The following is a 20,063-nucleotide window of genomic DNA, read 5'->3' as shown; positions in this document are numbered from 1 at the left end:
CAGACGATACACCCTTACCGGGTAAGCGCATTCCCGGTATCCTGTGAAGCATGATCGACCTCACCACTCCGGCTGACCTCACGCCCGGCATTTGTTCCGTCACCCTGCGATCACGCGGGATTGACGACGTCGTCCGCATTTCCTCGGACGCCGGCCTGGCTGGCATCGAATGGGGCACTGACGTCCACGTCAGCGATGCTGAATCAGCCGCGCACGCCAAGAGCGCCACGCAAGCCGCTGGGCTGACGGTCCTATCCCTCGGCTCGTACTACCGCTGCGGCGCCTTTGGAGACTTCGGCCGCGTCCTGGACCTCGCCACCCCGCTTGGCGCCCCAAGGATCAGGGTATGGGCCGGGGAACTCGGTTCGGCTGGCGCCAGCCGGGAACACTGGGACGCAGTGGTGAAGGACACCCGTCGCATTGCCGATCGGGCTGCCGAACGCGGAATCGCCATCGCTTTCGAGTATCACGGGAACACCCTCACCGACTCTCCTGCTACCACCCTGGACCTCTTGAACCGGGTTAACCACGCCAACGTCGGCACTTACTGGCAGCCCGCCGTCGGGCTTTCCGATCAGCAAGCACTGGACTCGCTCCACCACGTCCTCCCGCATGTCATGGGCGTGCACTGTTTCTCGTGGGGGCCCGAGGCCGAGCGCTTTCCGCTGCGGAACCGGAAGCTGCTGTGGCAGACCGTTACCGATGTCCTGCGGGGCAATGGCAAGGACATGGACATCATGCTGGAATTTGTGGAGGACGACCTTCCGGACAACGTGCTCAACGACGCCGCCTTCCTGCACACGATCACGCTGGGCGAAGACTAGGCCCACCTTCGGCTGAGCCACGCGGTACAGAGAGCCGTCCACTGCTCCGCGCCCGGCGCCCCAACAGCCATGCCGATGCCGTGAACACCATGCGGGAACACATGCAGCTCCGCAGCAACTCCGGCCCTGCTGAGCGCTCCTGCGTAGAGGAGACTGTGGCTGACAGGAACGGATTGGTCATCGGCCGTGTGCCAAACGAAGGCGGGCGGAGTCTCCGGGGAAACGTGCAGCTCCGCTGACAATTCCTGCAGTACATCCCTGCCTGCATCCACGCCCAGCAAGTTGTCCACAGACCCCTGATGTGCGGAGTCCACCAGGGAAATCACTGGATAGCAGAGGATACTGAGGTCCGGCACAGCCGCGGAAACGTCCAACGCGGTGTCGCCGGTGGACACCGCCACGGACAGGCTGGCAGCAAGGTGCCCGCCTGCGGAAAATCCCAGGACACCCACGCGCGACGAATCAACAGCAAGGCCGTGCCCGCCAGAGCGGATCCACAACATGGCTTGCTTCGCGGCGGCCAGCGGCGCCGGGTGTCGATGCGGCGCCACCGGATATCGCAGCACGAACGCGTGGATTCCCAGCGAGGCGAGCCATTCAGCCACGGGCTCGGCCTCATGGCCGGCCACTTTTGCGTAGCCCCCTCCGGGCAACACCAGCACAGCGGGCGCCACCGCGCCGGAACGCCCGACGGCGGGAATGACCGTGAGTGCCCCGGGCGCCGTGATGTGCGGCAGAGTCATGCCTGCGATTCCACCGGCGTTTCCGTGCTGCGGCGGAGCTTGACCACGCCGCTGACGGGAGGGGTGTCGGGATCTCCGGCAGCAAGACGCCCGATGTCCTCGAGTGGCAGGTGGACGGTAGACAAGGCCGGCCGGAAGTCGCGCAGGGTTTCAATATCGTCAAAGCCGGCAATCGTGGCATCGCGGGGTATCCAGACACCCTCGGGGCGCAGGGCCGCCGTGACGCCAATGGCCATGACGTCGTTGACGGCGAAGATGCAGAGCCGTTCCGCGGAAGCCTTGATCCGGTCTGCGAGCGCCAATCCGGCCTCGTAGCCCCCGGCACGGTTGAAGCCGGTGCGAATCACCTCTGCAGCGGGCTTCCCGGCGTCGGCGAGTCCACGTTGGAAGCCGCGGACCCGGTCGTCGGAGGTGTACAGGCCCTCCGGGCCGGCAATGATCAGGAAGTCACCGTGGTGCGTGGCGGCCAAATCGGCAGCAAGGCCGGCGGCGAGTTCCTCATTGGGGACCTTCACCACGTGGTAACCCTCGGTAGTCGAGGCCCCAACTACCGGGTGGCCAACAACCCCCACGTGTCCGCCATTGCGGCAGTAGCGATCCAACTCGGCGGCGAGCTCGATGTTGCCCTGCTTGTCCTCGGCGCGCACGGAACGCGAGCCGGCGATCACGATGGAATCGGCACGCCGGGCGGCAAAGGCGGCCACTGCCTCTTTCTCGTCCTGCGCGGCGCCGGATGTACTGGCCAGCAACACCATGCGGTTCTGCTGGCGGGCTGCTTCCTGGACGCCACGGGCGATGGCCGCGAAGTAGGGATCGGCGATGTCGTGAACAATGAGGCCGATCAAGCCCGAACTGGACTTTGCGAGCGCCTGTGCCTGCGCGTTGGGAACATAGCCGAGCTTGTCGGCGGCTTCCCGGACGCGCTCTGCGATGTCCTCAGCCGGCTTTCGGGATGAGCCGTTCAGGACTCGGGACGCCGTGGCCAGGGAAACCCCGGCCAAACGGGCAACTTCACTCAGTGTGCTGGCGGCCACGGGGGCCCTCCTTTTCTGCAAGCGTCGGGACTGGCGCTAAGGAAATTATGGCAGTTCCCTTCCGATTTTCGGGAAAGCGCTTGCCAACCCGGCGCGCCATGGTGCATGATCGATTGCAACGGGAATGCGCTTTCCCACATGACATCAGCAAGCACCGGCATCCGCACAGCGACCGGCACACAAGGCACTGGAGAAAACATGGGCTTCGAAACAAAGACGATCCGTATCGCCATGAACGGCATCACCGGCCGTATGGGCTACCGCCAGCACCTGCTGCGGTCCATCCTCCCCATCCGCGACGCCGGCGGCTTCACCCTGGAAGACGGCACCAAGGTTCAGGTTGAACCCATCCTGGTTGGCCGCAACGAAGCCAAGATCCGCGAGCTCGCCGAGCTCCACAAAGTCTCCGAATGGTCCACCGACCTGGACGCAGTCATCGCCGACCCCACCGTGGACATCGTGTTTGACGCTTCCATGACCAGCCTCCGGGCCGCCACCCTGAAGAAGGCAATTCGCGCCGGCAAGCACATCTTCACCGAGAAGCCCACGGCCGAAACCCTGGAAGAAGCAATCGAGCTCGCCCGGATCGGCAAGGAATCCGGCGTCACCGCAGGCGTCGTGCATGACAAGCTGTACCTCCCCGGCCTGGTCAAGCTCCGTCGCCTGGTGGACGAAGGCTTCTTTGGCCGCATCCTGTCCATCCGTGGCGAATTCGGCTACTGGGTCTTCGAAGGCGACGTCCAGGCTGCACAGCGCCCGTCCTGGAACTACCGCAAGGAAGACGGCGGCGGAATGACCACGGACATGTTCTGCCACTGGAACTACGTCCTTGAAGGCATCATCGGCAAGGTCAAGAGCGTCAACGCCAAGACCGCCACCCACATCCCCGCACGTTGGGACGAGGCCGGCAAGGAATACAAGGCCACCGCCGACGACGCCTCCTACGGCATCTTCGAACTCGAAACCCCGGGCGGCGACGACGTCATCGGCCAGATCAACTCCTCCTGGGCCGTCCGCGTCTACCGCGACGAATTGGTTGAGTTCCAGATCGACGGTACGCACGGTTCCGCCGTCGCCGGTTTGAACAAGTGCGTTGCGCAGCAGCGTGCCCACACCCCCAAGCCCGTCTGGAACCCGGACCTGCCCGTTACCGAATCCTTCCGCAGCCAGTGGCAGGAAGTCCCCGCCAACGCTGAACTGGACAACGGCTTCAAGCTGCAGTGGGAAGAATTCCTGCGCGACGTCGTCGCTGGCCGCGAGCACCGCTTCGGCTTGCTCTCCGCAGCCCGCGGCGTTCAGCTGGCCGAGCTCGGCCTCCAGTCCTCGGCCGAGCGCCGCACCATCGACATCCCGGAGATCAGCCTCTAATGACGTCACTGATTCTTCCCACTGACGACGGCGGCACCCGCGAGTACCGCCTCCAGCCCGCCACTGCGTGGGTCAAGCCCACAGCCCCGCTGACTGCCCGCCGCGCCTACGCCGCAGCGCACGTCATCCCCGAGGTCGCTGCGGACAACACCCCCGGCGCCCCGGCGCAGCTCGACTGGGATGCCACCCTGGCTTACCGGCACGAATTGTGGTCCTATGGCCTGGGCGTCGCCGATGCCATGGATACGGCGCAGCGCGGCATGGGCTTGGACTGGGCCGCTACCCAGCAGCTCATTAAGCGCACCGGCGCAGAGGCCGCTTCCGTCGTGGCAGCGGGCAACGCCGCTATCGCCGGTAAGTCCGTTCGCGACCTCGTGTCCTGCGGCGCGGGCACCGACCAGCTGGACATTGCGACGCTCCCTGAGGGTGCGGCCGGAATCCAGGCCGTCATCGACGCTTACCGTGAGCAGATCGCCGTCGTCAGTGAGGCCGGACCCAAGGTCATCCTCATGGCCTCCCGCGCCCTGGCCAAGGTTGCCAACGGTGCCGACGACTACCTGCACGTCTACTCGACGCTGCTTCAGGAAGTTGACCAGCCCGTGATCCTGCACTGGCTCGGCACCATGTTTGACCCCGCACTGGCTGGCTACTGGGGCTCCGACGACGTCTCCGTCGCCACCGAAACGTTCCTCAGCCTGATCCGTGAACACGCGGACAAGGTTGACGGCGTGAAGGTTTCGCTGCTGGATGCCTCACACGAGGTCGCCCTCCGCGCCAACCTGCCGGAAGGCGTCCGCCTCTACACCGGCGACGACTTCAACTACCCGGAATTGATCGACGGCGACGAAACCCACCACTCGGACGCTCTGCTGGGCATCTTCGCGGCCATCTACCCGGCCGCTTCGGTCGCCTTGCAGAAGTACGACGCCGGCCAAGGTGCGGAAGGGCGCGCCATCCTGGACTCCACCCGCGAGCTCGGGAAGCACATCTTCAGCGCACCCACGTTCTACTACAAGACCGGCATCGCCTTCATGTCCTGGCTCAACGGCAAGCAGCCCGGTTTCCAGATGGTGGGTGGCCTGCACTCGGGCCGCTCGGTACTGCACTTGGCCAAGACGTTCGAACTGGCAGACCAGGCCGGCCTGTTGAAGGATCCGTCACTTGCCGCGTTCCGGATGTCTGACTTCCTGCGGATCAACGGGGTGGGCGCATGAGCTCCGATTTCTCGCGACTCTCCCTGAACAGCGCCACCACCAAAAAGTGGACCTTGGCTGAGGCCGTTGACGGTTGTGCCCGCGCGGGCATCCCCGCGATCGGGCCGTGGCGTGACCGTGTTGCCGAGGCTGGCTTGGACAAGGCAGCCAAGCTCATCAAGGACGCCGGGCTCCGCGTTTCCTCGTTGTGCCGCGGTGGCTTCCTCACGGCGGCCGACGCCGAAGGACAGGCCGCAGCGCTGGCCGACAACTTCGAAGCCGTCCGCGAAGCGGTTGCCTTGGACACCCAGGAGCTCTTCCTGGTGGTTGGTGGGCTTGCTCCCGGTGAGAAGGACGTCGTCGCCGCCCGCCAACGCGTGGCCGACCGGCTCGAGGAATTGGTTCCCTTCGCCTCTGAAAGCGGCGTCCGATTGGTACTGGAGCCCCTGCACCCGATGTATGCAGCGGACCGCGCGCTGATCTCTACCCTTGGCCAGGCATTGGACCTTGCCGCACCCTACGACGCAAAGGATGTCGGCGTCGCCGTCGATACCTTCCACGTCTGGTGGGATCCTGAACTGAAGGCGCAGATCGAACGCGCCGGGCATGAGAACCGCATTGCCTCCTACCAGGTATGCGACTTCAACCTGCCCATTGCCGCGGACGCGCTGTTGTCCCGCGGCATGATGGGCGACGGCGTCATCGACTTCGCCACCATCGGCACCTGGGTCAGGGACGCCGGATACAAGGGCGACGTAGAGGTTGAGATCTTCAACCAGGAAATCTGGGATGCCGATGGGGACAGCGTCCTGGAAACCATGAAGCAGCGCTACGCGGAGCTCGTCCTCCCGTTCGCCTAACAACGTGATCCTCCCGCGGATGCCCTAAGCGCCGCGGGAGGATCGCTCCAAAGCCAGCGGGCTCCTGCCAAGGTCACGGCAGGGGCCCGCTCTTGCTGTCCTGTGCCACCCATAGTCGCTGGCGACACCCGAATCCGGGCGTCGCCAGCCCCTTTGCCGGGCACAAAGGAAGCTGCGTGGCCCCTGCCGCACGGGCCACCCCAAGAAAAGGCTCGACGACGACGCTGGGTAAGTGCCGCCGTCGGGCCTTCAGCGTGACTGGCTCGTGAACGGTGCGGCCACCACCCACTTTGATTGCTGGCATCGGTGGACACGCCGAATTGTGCGCGTGTCGCGGAGCTTTGAGTTTCAAAGAAGGTGGTGACCGTACGCTGGCCTTTGTGTCAGCTGTAAGTCTTGGAAGGCGCAGGTGAGATAAATGGTACACAGCTGAAACATTGCGTCGATGGGAGGAAACAATGGCCACCTACGCTGGTTTTACCTGGACAAAGACGTCCACGAAACCCCTGAAAGGACACCACCATGATGCTCTTGAAGACCCTGAACTTTTTCCTTGACGCCGGCGGCAGCCACAGCGGCCCTTCCGGCGAATCCAACACCGAGCACTCCCCCGCTGTTTCTGTGCGGCTGACCTCCAGCGCCTGGGAGGGCTGGTGGGATGACGCCGATCAGGGTTTCCCCGCCGAAGCCTGAGCCTTTAGCCGGGTTCCAACCCGTCCCAGGACCACTTGGGAATCAGCAGCCCTGCAGGGACATCCTCTGCTGAGTGTTCGTAGCAGGCCATTGTGTTGGTAGTGGCCCAGGCAAAGTAGGCGTGCAGGACTTCCCGGAGGCGTGCCTCCCCCACCCCAACATCGGTCAGAGCCTGGTCGAAACACTCAATGGCTCGGCGGTCCATCTCCTCGTGTGGCCCATTCCCGCTGTGCATCCTCACCACGGAAGTTTCGTCACCGTAGGTGCCCGAGTACAACGGCGGGCCACCCAGGGCCTCGCTCCAGTAGGCGGCCAGCCGCTCGATGTGTTCGGGGCGCACGCCGTGACGGAACGCGTGCCCCACCACCTCGTCCGCAACCACCCGGATGTGCCAGGCCTCAGCCAACGACACAAAGAACGCGTTGCCACCCGCCGCCTCAAACACCGTCTGCATGATGAAACGATGGCACGAGGGCGGTCAGTCGGGGAAGGGCCGTCTCTTCAGGGTGGCTCAGGAAGCTCGCGCAGCGAGCTTCACCCGCGCTTTCGGCAGGCCGATCAAGGTGACCGAGCCGCCGTCGTGCGCTTGAAGTTCAAGCGTGATGCTCCGCGAGCCTTCCTGGGGCTGCACGGCGCTGACCCGGAAAACCTCACCGTTGATCTGTACGCTGTCGCCGTTTTTGATGGACTTGAGCTTGGTGTGGCCCATGACTGAAGTTTCCATTCCGGCTACTTGCCCCCTTGTGTTGTGTCGCTCTGGGTTTCGCGGATTTCCTCGCCACGACGGATATCGGCGTCTTCCTTTTCCTGTAGCTTGTCGCTCTTCTTGGTATCGCGCGGCGGGAGTTGAATGCTTTCTTCTGCTTCAATGCCGCCTTGGAGTTGGCGGCCACGTTCCATTTCTGCGTCGAACTCGGCACCAAACAGCAAGGACATGTTGAGGATCCAGAGCCACAGCAGCATGATGATGACGCCGGCCAGGGCACCGTAGGTCTTGTTGTAATTGCTGAAATTGGCTACGTAGAAGCCGAAGCCGAGCGATGCCACGGAGAAAATCACCAACGCAATCAGCGATCCCATGCTCATCCACCGGAACTTGGGCTGCTTGACGTTGGGAGTGAAGTAGTAGAGCACCGCAATGATGGCCACCACCACGATCACCAGAGCCGGCCACTTGGCAATGTTCCACACCGTCAGGAACGTTTCCGACAATCCGATGGCACCGCCGATGGCCTCCACCACCGGCCCACTCAGAACCAGCATCGCGGCTGCCAGCGCCGCCCCCACAACCGCCACAACGGTGACCGCAAGCATCGTGCCACGCAGTTTGATGAAGCCGCGCCCTTCGTCCACTTCATAGACACGGTTCATGGCGCGGCTGAACGCGGTGACGTAACCGGAGGCTGACCACAGGGCCACCACGATGCCCAGGACCAGGGCGAAACCGGCCGCATTGGACTTTGTCAGCTCCTCAATGGGCTGCCGCAGAGTGTCAACACCTGGTCCTGGAGCGAACTGCTGCACGATATCCAGCAGTGCGGACGTGGTCTTCCCTGCGTCCCCGAAGATTCCCAGCAGGGATACCAAGGCAAGGAGCGCAGGGAACAGGGCAAGGACACCGTAGTAGGTGAGGCCGGCAGCGGCGTCCGGACATTGGTCCTTGGTGAACTCCCGCAGGGTCCGCTTGGCGATGTACATCCAGGTGGGTTTGGCGAGGTCGTTGGGGCTGTCCGGCTTGCGGGGGTCCTCCGGGGAAGGAGCGGTCCTGGCCTTGGCTGCGCTGGTCTGGGCTGAGTCTTGTGTAGTCATGGGGCACTCGTCCGTGGGGTAGTTTGCGCGAGTAACTGACCCAACAATAGTAAGCATACTGATGATCCAAGGGAAGCGCCCGCCCTCCCCTGATGCAAACGCCATCGCCGGGTACCGCGCAAGGCGGCCACCGGGATTTCCGACTACGCCAGCTTGCTGGCCAACAGGAACTCGAAGGGCGACTCAATGACGGAGCGGATTACTTGTCCCGCTGCGCCCAAGAGAGTCCCGGAATGCTCCAGGCCGGACACCGTCAGGCGGCTTGGATCCAGCAACCCCGGCGCATAACGCTCCAGACTTGAAAGCAGCGAGGGCTTGAGCCAGTCCGCCAGCAAAGCGAAGTGGCCACCGAGGACCACGGCTTCAATGTCCATCAGCCGGGCAGAAGATGCGAGCGCAATGCCCAAGTACCTCCCGGCGTCGTGAACGGCTTTGGTGGCCCGGGGATCCTCCGCGGCGAGGGCGCCAAGCAGCAGGTGCGTGCGTTCGCCCAGCGAGCCTGCGGGGGTCCCGGCGGCCTCAAAAATGGCCTCCTGGCCGGCGAAGGTTTCCAGGCATCCCGACCCCCCACAGGAGCAGGCCGGACCTTCCGGGTGCACCACAATGTGGCCAAGTTCGCCCGCCGAGCCGCCGGGTCCGGTATAGAGCTCCGAAGCAATAATGACCCCGCCACCAACGCCGACCTCGCCGGACACGTAGAGGAAATCCGGCTGCCCGGCGCCATACCAAAGCTCCCCGAGAGCCGCACTGTTGGCCTCATTGGACAGCCGGACACCAAGGGGCGCGCCTTCCAGCAGCGACTGCGGGTTGAGTTGCTCGCGCTCCCAATGGAGGTTTGGGGCGGACACCACAACATTCCGCTGCTCATCCACCAGCCCCGGGACCGCCAACCCGCCACCCAGGATGGCGATGTTCTCCGCAGCGGCCGCAGCTTTGACCTCAGCCGTCAGGGCCCCCAGGCGCTCCATGACCTTGTCCGGCGCAAGCCCGCGGTTTCTCGACTCGACAGTCGAATGAAACCGGAGGTTTCCACCCAGATCCACCAGCCCCACAGCGAGGTAGTCAACGTTGATTTCCATGCCCACAACGCCACGGCGCGCACTGAGTTCAAGCCCCTGCCCGGGCCGCCCCCGCTCCCCGTCACGGTAGAGGCCAACTTCAGACACCAGCCCGGACTCCACGAGGTCTGCAACAAGACTGGAGACAGCGGCTTTGGTGAGTCCGGTTCCGGCAGCGAGCTGTGCGCGGCTGGGCTTGGCGTCCCCGGTGCGGGCAATGGAGTCCAGGACGAGCGAAAGATTTCGACGGCGGACATCACCGACGCGGCCGGGCGCGGCTGATTCGTTCACTGGCGTGGGACCTCCCTGCGGATTCGAAGAATTTATGCGGCTTCCATTGACCATGATCCATCATCCCCCATATAGTTCAGATTGAAAACTAATTGGAGGGCTTTTCTTCCAACCTCTTCCCAGTGCTTTGCAAAGGAGCAAATATGACCCCGCAGCCTACCCCGCAGGACCGCTTCACCTTTGGCCTCTGGACCGTCGGTTGGACTGGCGCCGACCCCTTCGGCGTAGCCACCCGTCCGGCGCTGGACCCTGTGGAAGCTGTGCATAAGCTCAGCGAGCTCGGCGCGTACGGCATCACGTTCCACGACAATGATCTGGTCCCCTTCGATGCCACCGCCTCAGAGCGCGACCTCATCCTGAAGAACTTCAAGGGTGCACTGGCTGAGACGGGCCTCAAGGTACCCATGGTCACCACCAACCTGTTCAGCCACCCCGTCTTCAAGGACGGCGGCTTCACGTCAAACGACCGCTCGGTCCGCCGGTTCGCCCTGAGCAAGATCCTCCGCAACATCGATCTCGCCGCAGAGCTTGGCGCTGATACGTTCGTGATGTGGGGCGGCCGTGAAGGCAGCGAATACGATGGCTCCAAGGATCTCGCCGCAGCACTGGACCGCATGAAGGAAGGCGTGGACACTGCCGCCGGCTACATCAAGGAAAAGGGCTACGGCCTGCGGATCGCCCTTGAACCCAAGCCAAACGAACCCCGCGGTGACATCTTCCTCCCCACCGTTGGCCATGGTCTTGCCTTCATCGCACAGCTGGAACACGGCGACATCGTGGGCCTCAATCCGGAGACGGGCCACGAGCAGATGGCTGGCCTGAACTTCACCCATGGCATCGCGCAGGCCCTGTGGGCAGGCAAACTCTTCCACATCGACCTCAACGGCCAGCGTGGCATTAAGTACGACCAAGACCTGGTCTTCGGCCACGGTGACCTCACCAGCGCCTTCTTCACGGTGGATCTGCTGGAGAACGGCTTCCCCAACGGCGGACCCAAGTACGACGGCCCCCGCCACTTCGACTACAAGCCGTCCCGGACTGACGGCTATGACGGAGTCTGGGAATCGGCCAAGTCCAACATGTCCATGTACCTGCTGCTCAAGGAACGTGCCCTGGCCTTCCGCGCAGACCCGGCAGTCCAGGAAGCGCTGGCTACCTCGGGCGTGTTCGAGCTGGGCGTGCCCACGCTGAACACTGGCGAGACCACGGCGGAGCTGCTGGCTGATGCCAGCGCCTTCGAAACGTTCGACGCCGATCAGGCGGCCGAGCGCTCGTTCGCCTTCGTCCGCCTCAACCAGCTGGCCATCGAGCACCTTCTCGGCGCACGCTGAATCACTCCATCACTGAATTCCCGTCGCCGGGACCTGCCAGGACCATTTCCTGGCAGGTCCGGTGGCGGTCATCCAAAGGATTAACGCATGCCTCTCGTAGCCGGGATCGACAGTTCTACCCAGTCCTGCAAAGTGATCATCCGGGACTCAGTCACCGGCGCCTTGGTTCGCCAGGGCCGGGCTTCCCACCCTGACGGCACGGAGGTACACCCGGATCACTGGTGGACGGCGCTACAGGAGGCGATGACGGACGCGGGCGGCCTGGACGACGTCGATGCCGTCTCCATTGGCGGCCAGCAGCACGGCATGGTGTGCTTGGACGAATCCGGCAACGTCGTCCGACCAGCCTTGCTGTGGAACGATACCCGCTCGGCGCCCGACGCAGAGGAGTTAATCCTTGAAGCCGGTGGCGGCGATGCCGCTGCCGGCGGCCTATATTGGGCATCCACCACGGGAACTGTTCCTGTGGCATCCTTGACCGCCACCAAGCTCCGCTGGCTGGCGCGGAACGAACCCGGCAATGCCCGGCTAACGGCCGCGGTCTGCCTCCCCCACGATTGGCTGTCATGGCGCTTGGCCGGCCATGGTCCAGGCACAGGACCGGCATCGTTGGAACTCCTCCGAACTGATCGCTCCGACGCCTCCGGCACAGGCTACTTCTCGGCTGGCACCGGCGAGTACTTGCCACAGGTCCTGGAGCGAACCCTGGGCCACGTCCCAGTGCTGCCAACCGTCGTCGGACCTTTGGAAGCGGCGGGCAAGACCCCTGCGGGCGCCTTGATCGGTCCAGGCGCGGGCGACAATGCTGCAGCGGGCCTGGGCGTCAGCGCCGCAGTGGGTGATGTAGTCATTTCCATTGGAACGTCGGGAACTGTGTTCGCGGTATCGGATGTGCCGGCGCAGGACGCCAGCGGCCTGGTGGCAGGCTTCGCCGACGCAACCGGTAACTACCTTCCGCTGGCGTGCACACTTAACGCGACACGAATTTTCGATGCCACAGCTTCCTTACTTGGCGTGAGCCTGACAGAACTCAGCGATCTGGCCTTGTCCGCCCCGGAGGGTGCCGACGGGCTAACGCTCGTCCCGTATTTTGAGGGCGAACGGACACCCAATCTGCCGGACGCCACGGGATCTCTCCACGGCATCACGGTGTCCAACTACTCACCTGCCAATCTGGCCCGGGCCGCAGTGGAGGGAGTGCTGTGCTCCCTCGCGGATGGCCTGGCGGCACTTCAAGCCCAAGGCGTCTTGGCCCAGCGCGTCATCCTGGTGGGTGGCGGCGCGCAATCGGAGGCCGTCCAACAGATTGCCGTCTCAGCATTCGGCGTGCCGGTCTTCGTGCCAAAGCCCGGAGAGTACGTGGCCGATGGCGCCGCCCGGCAGGCAGCGGGCGTGCTGACCGGGCAGCTCCCGGATTGGAAGCTTGAAGGCTTGGAGCTGACACCCCAGAGTGCTTCCGGGGTTCCCGCGTTCTTGGACCGGTACCGGCGTTACGCTGCGGGGGTCGCGAAAGGCTGATCCGCGCACCGGTGCTCTATCGTGACAGGGTGAGCATCGAACAATCTGCACATCAGCGGCCTCCTGTCATGGAGGATGTGGCCCGCGTGGCGGGCGTCTCGCATCAGACCGTTTCGCGCGTCTTGAACAACCATCCCAATGTGAGTTCCAAAACCCGCGAGCGCGTTGAACAGGCCATCACCGAGCTTGGCTACCGCCGAAACACGGCCGCACGCAGCCTGGTGACCCGACGCTCCCAAACCATTGGAGTGCTGGGCAGCGAGATGGCGCAGTACGGGCCGTCCCATACCCTCCTGGGTGTGCAGCAGGCCGCACGGGATGCCGGCTATTTCGTCAGCGTAGCCGCTTTGCGGGAGGTCACGCCGGAGACCATCAAGGACGCCATAGCGCATTTCATGGACCAAGGCGTGGACGGCATCGTGGTGACGGTCCCCCACCCCGGTACCTTCGATGTCCTTCGGGGCATCACCGCCCACGTTCCGCTGGTTGCCGTGGGATCCGTGGGCGATGAGCAACTGAGCGGTGCCACCGTGGATCAGCGTCACGGGGCCCACCTGGCAGTTCAACATCTCCTGGACCTCGGGCACACCCAGATAGGCCATCTGTCCGGGCCGGTGGATTGGATCGACGCGGCAGCACGCATCGAGGGCTGGCAGGACGCACTCACTCAGGCCGGCTTTGAGCCCGCCACGCTGATCGAGGGCGACTGGAGTGCTGAGTGCGGTTACCGCGAAGGCCTAAGAATCGCTGCGGACCGCTCTGTGACGGCCCTGTTCGTGGCCAACGACCAGATGGCCCTTGGCGTCCTCCGCGCATTCCATGAAGCAGGCGTCCACGTTCCCAACGACATCAGCGTAGTGGGCTTCGATGACCAGCCGGAGTCCGCCTACTTCATCCCCCCACTGACAACCGTGGCCCAGGATTTCGAGGAACTCGGCCAGCGCTGCATCGGGTTGTTGTTGGATCGTCTGGAAAACGGCGACACCGTCTCAGCTGCCACCGTCACGCCACGTCTGGTGGTCCGCTCCACCACGGCGCCCGCCTCAAGTTAGCACCTCCCCCAAGCAAGTAGCGTCATGAGCCCCCGATCCATGCGGACCGCTCTTGACATCAAAGTTGTGAGCGCTAACAATTGCATCAGACCTTCTTCACTTTTCCACCCCGACCCCCGGCAATGAGGCCTTGGCCAGCCGGATGGAGACCCCATGTACAGCTCTCAAGACCTCCCGCTCGATCAGCAGTTTGTCATCGGCGTGGACTACGGCACTTTGTCCGGGCGCGCCGTCGTTGTGCGTGTTTCGGATGGCGCAGAACTCGGCAGCGGGGTCTTCGAGTACCCGCACGCCGTCGTAACAGAAAACCTTCCCGGCAGCGGCCAGCGGCTCCCCGCCGATTGGGCCCTCCAGGTGCCCAACGACTACCGCGACGTCCTGCGCAATGCTGTACCGGCCGCCGTCGCTGACGCCGGTGTAAACCCGGAACATGTGGTGGGCATCGCCACCGACTTCACCGCGTGCACCATGGTTCCGACGACGGCGGAGGGCACGCCGCTGAACGAACTGGAACGCTTCGCTGACCGGCCGCACGCATTCGTGAAACTGTGGCGTCACCACGCAGCCCAGCCGCAGGCAGACCGCATCAACCAGCTCGCCGAAGAACGCGGCGAGGCTTGGCTACCGCGCTACGGTGGCCTGATTTCCTCGGAATGGGAGTTCGCCAAGGGCCTGCAACTCCTGGAGGAAGACCCTGAAGTCTACGGCGCTATGGACCGCTGGGTTGAGGCAGCCGACTGGATCGTCTGGCAACTCTGCGGCAGTTACGTCCGCAATGCCTGCACCGCCGGGTACAAAGGCATCTACCAGGACGGAAAGTACCCGTCCGAGGACTTCCTGGTTGCACTCAACCCGGACTTCAAGGACTTTGTGTCCGCAAAGCTTGAACACACCATCGGCCGCTTGGGAGATGCCGCGGGCTATCTGACCGAAGAAGCAGCAGCATGGACCGGACTTCCGGCAGGGATCGCTGTGGCCGTGGGCAACGTGGACGCCCACGTCACCGCCCCGGCCGCAAACGCGGTCCAGCCCGGACAGCTCGTCGCGATCATGGGCACGTCCACGTGCCACGTCATGAACGGCGATGTCCTGCGTGAAGTCCCGGGCATGTGCGGCGTGGTGGACGGCGGAATCGTAGACGGGCTGTGGGGCTACGAAGCAGGCCAGTCAGGAGTGGGCGACATCTTCGGCTGGTTCACCAAGAACGGTGTCCCACCCGAATACCACCAAGCCGCCAAGGATAAGGGCCTAGGCATCCACGAATACCTCACCGAACTCGCAGAGAAGCAGGCCATTGGCGAGCACGGCCTCATCGCGTTGGACTGGCACTCGGGCAACCGCTCCGTGCTGGTGGACCACGAACTCTCCGGCACCGTGGTGGGCCAAACGCTGGCCACCAAACCCGAGGACACCTACCGGGCGTTGCTTGAAGCCACAGCGTTCGGCACCCGCACCATCGTGGATGCCTTCCGCGATTCCGGCGTCCCGGTCAAGGAATTCATCGTGGCCGGCGGGCTCCTGAAGAACAAATTCCTGATGCAGGTGTACGCCGACATCACCGGCCTGCAGCTCTCCACCATCGGTTCCGAACAGGGCCCCGCGCTGGGCTCGGCCATCCATGCTGCAGTGGCTGCCGGGAAGTACAAGGACATCCGTGAAGCCGCCGCCGCCATGGCCTCGGCTCCGGGCGCTGTCTACACGCCGATCCCGGAAAACGTGGCCGCCTACGAGGTCCTCTTCCAGGAATACCGGACCTTGCACGACTACTTTGGCCGCGGCACCAATAACGTTATGCACCGCCTCAAGGCCATCCAGCGCGCAGCAATTCAGGGCTCGGCAAGCGGAGCCACCGTCCCGGAAGGAGCCTCCGCATGAGCGCCCTGCTGGAAACCATCGCCCGGGTCCGCAAAGAAGTCTGCGAACTCCACGCCGAGCTGACCCGGTACGAACTGGTGGTCTGGACAGCGGGCAACGTCTCGGGTCGCGTCCCGGGGCACGATCTCATGGTCATCAAGCCGTCCGGCGTTTCCTACGACGAGCTCACACCGGAGCTCATGGTGGTCACCGATCTTTATGGCACACCTGTGCGGGGAATGAACACCGGCAGCGCGGGAACCGTGGACTGGGGCAACCCGGACCTCTCCCCGTCCTCTGATACCGCCGCCCATGCCTACGTGTACCGGCACATGCCAGAGGTGGGCGGCGTGGTGCACACGCACTCCACCTATGCCACGGCCTGGGCCGCGCGCGGTGAGGAAATCCCCTGCGTACTGACCATGATGGGCGATGAATTCGGCGGATCCATTCCCGTGGGACCGTTCGCGCTCATAGGCGACGACTCCATCGGCCAGGGCATTGTGGAGACCCTCAAGAACTCCAACTCCCCCGCGGTGCTCATGCAAAACCATGGGCCTTTCACCATCGGCAAGGACGCCCGCAGCGCAGTCAAAGCCGCCGTGATGTGCGAGGAAGTGGCCAGGACGGTCCACATCTCCCGCCAGCTCGGCGATCCGCTGCCCATCGACCCAGCCAAGATCGAGTCGCTCTACGACCGATACCAGAACGTCTACGGCCGCTAACCCGCCTCAGCCGGCAGCCGCCAGCGCCCCAAACCCCCGGACTACACCCAGGAGCCACGAAAATGCCCAGCGCCACCACATCATCTGCGAACAACACGTCCCTCGAACAGTTCGAGGTCTGGTTCCTCACCGGCAGCCAGCACCTGTACGGTGAGGACGTCCTCAAGCAGGTCGCAGCGCAGTCGCAGGAGATTGCCAACGCCCTGAACGCCAGCAGCGACGTGCCGGTGAAGCTCGTCTGGAAGCCGGTCCTCACCGATTCTGACGCCATCCGCCGCACCGCACTCGAGGCCAACGCCGATGATTCAGTGATCGGCGTGACCGCCTGGATGCACACCTTCAGCCCCGCAAAGATGTGGATCCAGGGCCTGGACCTGCTCCGTAAGCCGTTGCTGCACCTGCACACCCAAGCCAACCGGGACCTTCCTTGGGCGGACATCGACTTCGACTTCATGAACCTCAACCAGGCGGCCCACGGTGACCGCGAGTTCGGGTACATCCAGTCGCGCCTCGGCGTGCCGCGGAAGACCGTCGTCGGGCATGTCAGTAATCCCGAGGTCGCCCGCCAAGTGGGCGCTTGGCAGCGTGCCTCGGCTGGTTGGGCCGCCGTCCGTACGCTGAAGCTCACCCGCTTCGGCGACAACATGCGCAACGTCGCCGTCACCGAGGGCGACAAGACCGAAGCCGAGCTGCGCTTCGGCGTCTCGGTGAACACGTGGTCCGTCAACGAGCTCGCCGAGGCGGTCCACGGTTCCAACGAGTCCGACGTCGATGCTTTGGTTGCCGAGTACGAGCGCCTTTACGACGTGGCTGACGAGCTGAAGGCCGGCGGTGCCCGCCACGAATCGCTGCGGTACAGCGCCAAGATCGAACTTGGCCTGCGCAGCTTCCTGGAGGCCAACGGTTCTGCGGCCTTCACCACCTCCTTCGAGGACCTCGGCGAACTGCGCCAACTCCCTGGTATGGCAGTCCAGCGCCTCATGGCTGACGGCTACGGCTTCGGCGCCGAAGGCGACTGGAAAACCGCCATCCTGGTCCGCGCGGCCAAGGTCATGGGCGGGGACCTGCCCGGCGGTGCCTCGCTGATGGAGGACTACACGTATCACTTGGAGCCAGGCAGCGAGAAAATCCTGGGTGCCCACATGTTGGAGGTCTGCCCATCGCTGACCGCCAAGAAACCGCGTGTGGAGATCCACCCGCTGGGAATCGGCGGCAAGGAAGACCCCGTCCGCATGGTGTTCGATACCGACGCCGGGCCGGGAATCGTCGTCGCACTGTCCGATATGCGCGACCGGTTCCGCTTGGTGGCGAACGTGGTGGACGTCGTCGACCTCGACCAGCCGCTGCCCAACTTGCCCGTGGCCCGCGCGCTCTGGGAACCTAAACCCAACTTCGCCACATCCGCCGCCGCGTGGCTCACTGCCGGCGCCGCGCACCACTCGGTATTGTCCACGCAGGTGGGTCTGGAGGTGTTCGAGGACTTCGCCGAAATCGCCAAGACCGAACTTCTCACCATCGACGAGGACACCACCATCAAACAGTTCAAGAGGGAACTCAACTGGAACGCCGCGTACTACAAGCTGGCCGGCGGCCTGTGAGCACTGAATTCACGCTGAGCGCGGGCGGTTACACAGCAGTTGTGACCGCCCGCGCGGCCGCGCTGCGCGTTCTGCAGTTCCAGGGCAGGGACCTGGTTGTCCCGTTCCCGGAGGGCGGTCCGATCCCGGATTACCGCGGCATCATCGCTGCACCCTGGCCCAACCGGATCGCGGACGGCAGGTACAGTTTCGACGGCGTCGATCACCAGTTGCCCGTCAACGAACCAGAGCGGCAAACGGCCCTGCACGGCCTGGCCTTCCCGCTCGATTGGACTCCAAAAGAGTCCGACGCCGGGTCACTCACGTTGACGTGCACTGTGGGTCCCACGGCGGGTTACCCGTTCGCGCTGGAGCTTTCGGCCCGGTTTGTGCTGGACGACGCCGGGCTTCACACGTCGGTCACGGCCCGGAACGCCGGCAGCATCGCGGCACCCTATGGCGTGTGCCCGCACCCGTATCTCGTGGCCGGATCCTCGCCTTTGGACGAGTGGATCCTGGAGTTCGCTGCTGACTCGTTCCTTGAGGTCACGCCCGACAGGTTGTTGCCCGTTGGTGTCGCGGGCGTGGACGGGCACGCCTACGACTTCCGTACCCCCCGGGCCATCGGCAGCACCGAGATCGACCACGCCTTCACAGGAATAGCGTTCGACGACGGGCTGGCGCGGCTTTCCGTGCGGGACCCGGCGGGCACCGGCGTCGGAGGGTCCGGCGTCGGGATGTCCTGGGACGAAAGCTGCCAGTGGCTGCAAATCCATACGGCTGACAAGCCGGCACCGGTTCCGGGCAGGATCGGCCTGGCCGTGGAGCCCATGACCTGCCCGCCGGATGCCTTCAACAGCGGCACAGACCTGATCCGCCTGGAACCCGGGGCCGAGCACACAGCATCCTGGAGCATCTACACCGTGTAGCGCGTTCCTGCCCAGTTAGCCGAGGCCGCGGGGGGCAAAAAGCCCGGCTTTCCGCGAAACTGCTCGCGGGAACCCGGGCTTTTTTGGGGACTAACTGGGCAGGAGCGCAGCTAAGCACCGGCTGTACTTTGGCGGACCACCAGCTCGGGCGTGAACACGACGGCGCGGTGCTTGGTTCCGCCGCTCTCCTGTTCTTCCGCGAGCAGCTCGATCGCGGTCCGGCCCAGCGCCTCAGTAGGCTGACGGATGGAAGACAGTGGGACCACCGCAGAAATGGCGAAATCGATGTCGTCGTAACCAATCAGCGCGATGTCCTCCGGAATCCGGACGGTCCGCAGCATGGTCAACGATTGCATGACGCCGAGCGCCAGAAGGTCGTTGGAGCAGAAAACGGCTTCGGGACGCTTTTCCGGCGAGCGCTCCACCAGCTTGTTGCCCACCTGCCGTCCGGCGAGGACGGTCTGCCCGGCGGAGTCGAGTACCTCAATGCTGGCGCCGGTAACCTCCCCCACGGCGCGCTGCGCGCCCTTGAGTCGGCTGGCCACCTGCCGGATGGACGGCGTACCAACAAAGGCCAGACGACGGCGGCCCGTGTCCAGCAGGTGCTTGGCGGCCAAGTAGCCACCTTCCTGGTCGTCCACGGAGACTGAGCTGCAGCGATCGGTGTCCGCGAGTTCGTCCACCAGAACCGTGGGCACGCCGCGTTCGCGGAGCGTATCAATGCGCCCTGAAACGTCGCCCACCGGAGAAATCAAGAGACCCTGTACCCGCTGCTCCTGGAAGAGGTCCATGTAGTGCGCTTCGCGGGAGGAGTCCTGCCCACTGTCCCCTACCAGCACCACGCTTCCCAGGGCCGCAGCGGCATCTTCCGCCGCGCGAGCCACGGAGGAGAAGAAGGGGTTTCCAACGTCCAGCACGATCAGGCCAATGGTGCGGCTTTGGCCGGCGCGGAGCTGACGGGCGGCGTCGTTGCGGACGAAGCCGAGCTCAGCGATGGATTTCAGGACGCGTTCCTTGGTCCTCTGCGAAACCCTGTCCGGATAGTTCAGCACATTGGAAACAGTTCCCACTGCTACCTGGGCGTGAGTGGCAACGTCTTTGATGCTGGCTGTCTGGGACATGCTTTCCGATCTCCGCTGGCTGACGTCAATGTGTTGGAAACGCCTTGACACCCTCCCGTTTACGAGGGTAATTTGAATCGTAA

Annotated in this window: 19 protein-coding genes; 12 read left to right on the top strand and 7 right to left on the bottom strand. The window is 64.3% G+C overall.

What is annotated here, in order from left to right:
* Positions 1–50: 50 nt before the first annotated feature.
* On the top strand, positions 51–824 hold the full coding sequence (locus BLW08_RS09090) for a sugar phosphate isomerase/epimerase family protein (RefSeq protein WP_091324601.1): 774 nt from the start codon (positions 51–53) through the stop codon (positions 822–824).
* Here BLW08_RS09090 and BLW08_RS09085 read toward each other — a convergent pair.
* Positions 821–1,567: an alpha/beta hydrolase gene (locus tag BLW08_RS09085; protein WP_091324599.1), complete on the bottom strand. Its 747-nt coding sequence runs from the start codon at positions 1,565–1,567 to the stop codon at positions 821–823. The two genes, BLW08_RS09090 and BLW08_RS09085, sit on opposite strands and share 4 nt — an antisense overlap.
* Positions 1,564–2,601 (bottom strand): LacI family DNA-binding transcriptional regulator, encoded by a 1,038-nt coding sequence (locus BLW08_RS09080; RefSeq protein WP_091324598.1) that lies wholly within the window; start codon positions 2,599–2,601, stop codon positions 1,564–1,566. The genes BLW08_RS09085 and BLW08_RS09080 overlap by 4 nt, the downstream gene beginning before the upstream one ends.
* 198 nt (positions 2,602–2,799) lie before the next feature.
* Here BLW08_RS09080 and BLW08_RS09075 point away from each other — a divergent pair, with 198 nt between their 5' ends.
* The 4 genes from BLW08_RS09075 (at position 2,800) to BLW08_RS23815 (ending at position 6,715) form a co-directional block, all read left to right on the top strand.
* Positions 2,800–3,969 (top strand): Gfo/Idh/MocA family protein, encoded by a 1,170-nt coding sequence (locus BLW08_RS09075; protein WP_091325064.1) that lies wholly within the window; start codon positions 2,800–2,802, stop codon positions 3,967–3,969.
* Positions 3,969–5,183 carry a dihydrodipicolinate synthase family protein gene (locus BLW08_RS09070; RefSeq protein ID WP_091324596.1) on the top strand — a complete coding sequence of 405 codons (1,215 nt, stop codon included), beginning with the start codon at positions 3,969–3,971 and terminating at the stop codon, positions 5,181–5,183. The genes BLW08_RS09075 and BLW08_RS09070 overlap by 1 nt, the downstream gene beginning before the upstream one ends.
* Positions 5,180–6,022, top strand: a complete 843-nt coding sequence (locus BLW08_RS09065; protein WP_091324594.1) for a sugar phosphate isomerase/epimerase family protein — start codon at positions 5,180–5,182, stop codon at positions 6,020–6,022. The genes BLW08_RS09070 and BLW08_RS09065 overlap by 4 nt, the downstream gene beginning before the upstream one ends.
* A 522-nt stretch (positions 6,023–6,544) precedes the next feature.
* A complete protein-coding gene (locus BLW08_RS23815) occupies positions 6,545–6,715 on the top strand; it encodes a hypothetical protein (RefSeq protein ID WP_175538635.1) in 171 nt (56 codons plus the stop codon).
* Between the two features lie 4 nt (positions 6,716–6,719).
* Here the strand turns inward: BLW08_RS23815 and BLW08_RS09060 are convergent, their stop codons facing one another.
* From BLW08_RS09060 to BLW08_RS09045, 4 genes are all read right to left on the bottom strand, one after another.
* Positions 6,720–7,169, bottom strand: coding sequence for a group II truncated hemoglobin (locus BLW08_RS09060; RefSeq protein ID WP_091324593.1), 450 nt, complete (start codon positions 7,167–7,169; stop codon positions 6,720–6,722).
* A gap of 57 nt (positions 7,170–7,226) precedes the next feature.
* Entirely contained in the window at positions 7,227–7,439 is a 213-nt protein-coding gene (locus BLW08_RS09055) for a hypothetical protein (RefSeq protein ID WP_091324591.1), read from the bottom strand.
* A 5-nt stretch (positions 7,440–7,444) separates the two neighbouring features.
* The gene (locus tag BLW08_RS09050) at positions 7,445–8,524 is read right to left on the bottom strand and encodes a YihY/virulence factor BrkB family protein (RefSeq protein WP_091324589.1); all 1,080 of its coding nucleotides are present in this window, start codon (positions 8,522–8,524) and stop codon (positions 7,445–7,447) included.
* Positions 8,525–8,667: 143 nt separating this feature from the next.
* Positions 8,668–9,873, bottom strand: a complete 1,206-nt coding sequence (locus BLW08_RS09045; protein ID WP_254779796.1) for an ROK family transcriptional regulator — start codon at positions 9,871–9,873, stop codon at positions 8,668–8,670.
* A gap of 143 nt (positions 9,874–10,016) precedes the next feature.
* Between BLW08_RS09045 and xylA the strand changes: the two genes are divergently transcribed.
* The 7 genes from xylA (at position 10,017) to BLW08_RS09010 (ending at position 18,859) form a co-directional block, all read left to right on the top strand.
* Entirely contained in the window at positions 10,017–11,204 is a 1,188-nt protein-coding gene (gene xylA / locus BLW08_RS09040; protein ID WP_091324588.1) for a xylose isomerase, read from the top strand.
* Positions 11,205–11,291: 87 nt separating this feature from the next.
* Positions 11,292–12,722 (top strand): xylulokinase, encoded by a 1,431-nt coding sequence (locus tag BLW08_RS09035; protein ID WP_090822761.1) that lies wholly within the window; start codon positions 11,292–11,294, stop codon positions 12,720–12,722.
* Between the two features lie 68 nt (positions 12,723–12,790).
* The gene (locus tag BLW08_RS09030) at positions 12,791–13,774 is read left to right on the top strand and encodes a LacI family DNA-binding transcriptional regulator (RefSeq protein ID WP_090823468.1); all 984 of its coding nucleotides are present in this window, start codon (positions 12,791–12,793) and stop codon (positions 13,772–13,774) included.
* Between the two features lie 153 nt (positions 13,775–13,927).
* Positions 13,928–15,649: a ribulokinase gene (gene araB, locus BLW08_RS09025; protein ID WP_091324585.1), complete on the top strand. Its 1,722-nt coding sequence runs from the start codon at positions 13,928–13,930 to the stop codon at positions 15,647–15,649.
* Positions 15,646–16,353 carry an L-ribulose-5-phosphate 4-epimerase gene (locus tag BLW08_RS09020; protein WP_090822757.1) on the top strand — a complete coding sequence of 236 codons (708 nt, stop codon included), beginning with the start codon at positions 15,646–15,648 and terminating at the stop codon, positions 16,351–16,353. The genes araB and BLW08_RS09020 overlap by 4 nt, the downstream gene beginning before the upstream one ends.
* 62 nt (positions 16,354–16,415) lie before the next feature.
* Positions 16,416–17,951 carry an L-arabinose isomerase gene (gene araA / locus BLW08_RS09015; protein ID WP_091324583.1) on the top strand — a complete coding sequence of 512 codons (1,536 nt, stop codon included), beginning with the start codon at positions 16,416–16,418 and terminating at the stop codon, positions 17,949–17,951.
* The gene (locus BLW08_RS09010) at positions 17,948–18,859 is read left to right on the top strand and encodes an aldose 1-epimerase family protein (protein ID WP_091324581.1); all 912 of its coding nucleotides are present in this window, start codon (positions 17,948–17,950) and stop codon (positions 18,857–18,859) included. Before araA ends, BLW08_RS09010 begins: the two co-directional genes overlap by 4 nt.
* 110 nt (positions 18,860–18,969) lie before the next feature.
* Here the strand turns inward: BLW08_RS09010 and BLW08_RS09005 are convergent, their stop codons facing one another.
* The gene (locus tag BLW08_RS09005; protein WP_091324580.1) at positions 18,970–19,980 is read right to left on the bottom strand and encodes a LacI family DNA-binding transcriptional regulator; all 1,011 of its coding nucleotides are present in this window, start codon (positions 19,978–19,980) and stop codon (positions 18,970–18,972) included.
* Between the last annotated feature and the right edge of the window lie 83 nt (positions 19,981–20,063).

This window comes from Arthrobacter sp. cf158 (genome assembly GCF_900106835.1).
Classification (GTDB): Bacteria; Actinomycetota; Actinomycetes; order Actinomycetales; family Micrococcaceae; genus Arthrobacter.
The sequence above is the reverse complement of the archived record's forward strand: the minus strand, read 5'-3'. Positions and strand labels throughout refer to the sequence as shown.

What these genes read in the sequence shown, in the direction of transcription:
- BLW08_RS09090 (WP_091324601.1), top strand. Translation starts at nt 51, where the DNA reads ATGATCGACCTCACCACTCCGGCTGACCTCACGCCCGGCATTTGTTCC.
- BLW08_RS09085 (WP_091324599.1), bottom strand. Translation starts at nt 1,567, where the DNA reads ATGACTCTGCCGCACATCACGGCGCCCGGGGCACTCACGGTCATTCCC.
- BLW08_RS09075 (WP_091325064.1), top strand. Translation starts at nt 2,800, where the DNA reads ATGGGCTTCGAAACAAAGACGATCCGTATCGCCATGAACGGCATCACC.
- BLW08_RS09070 (WP_091324596.1), top strand. Translation starts at nt 3,969, where the DNA reads ATGACGTCACTGATTCTTCCCACTGACGACGGCGGCACCCGCGAGTAC.
- BLW08_RS09065 (WP_091324594.1), top strand. Translation starts at nt 5,180, where the DNA reads ATGAGCTCCGATTTCTCGCGACTCTCCCTGAACAGCGCCACCACCAAA.
- BLW08_RS23815 (WP_175538635.1), top strand. Translation starts at nt 6,545, where the DNA reads ATGATGCTCTTGAAGACCCTGAACTTTTTCCTTGACGCCGGCGGCAGC.
- BLW08_RS09060 (WP_091324593.1), bottom strand. Translation starts at nt 7,169, where the DNA reads ATGCAGACGGTGTTTGAGGCGGCGGGTGGCAACGCGTTCTTTGTGTCG.
- BLW08_RS09055 (WP_091324591.1), bottom strand. Translation starts at nt 7,439, where the DNA reads ATGGAAACTTCAGTCATGGGCCACACCAAGCTCAAGTCCATCAAAAAC.
- BLW08_RS09050 (WP_091324589.1), bottom strand. Translation starts at nt 8,524, where the DNA reads ATGACTACACAAGACTCAGCCCAGACCAGCGCAGCCAAGGCCAGGACC.
- xylA (WP_091324588.1), top strand. Translation starts at nt 10,017, where the DNA reads ATGACCCCGCAGCCTACCCCGCAGGACCGCTTCACCTTTGGCCTCTGG.
- BLW08_RS09035 (WP_090822761.1), top strand. Translation starts at nt 11,292, where the DNA reads ATGCCTCTCGTAGCCGGGATCGACAGTTCTACCCAGTCCTGCAAAGTG.
- BLW08_RS09030 (WP_090823468.1), top strand. Translation starts at nt 12,791, where the DNA reads ATGGAGGATGTGGCCCGCGTGGCGGGCGTCTCGCATCAGACCGTTTCG.
- araB (WP_091324585.1), top strand. Translation starts at nt 13,928, where the DNA reads ATGTACAGCTCTCAAGACCTCCCGCTCGATCAGCAGTTTGTCATCGGC.
- BLW08_RS09020 (WP_090822757.1), top strand. Translation starts at nt 15,646, where the DNA reads ATGAGCGCCCTGCTGGAAACCATCGCCCGGGTCCGCAAAGAAGTCTGC.
- araA (WP_091324583.1), top strand. Translation starts at nt 16,416, where the DNA reads ATGCCCAGCGCCACCACATCATCTGCGAACAACACGTCCCTCGAACAG.
- BLW08_RS09005 (WP_091324580.1), bottom strand. Translation starts at nt 19,980, where the DNA reads ATGTCCCAGACAGCCAGCATCAAAGACGTTGCCACTCACGCCCAGGTA.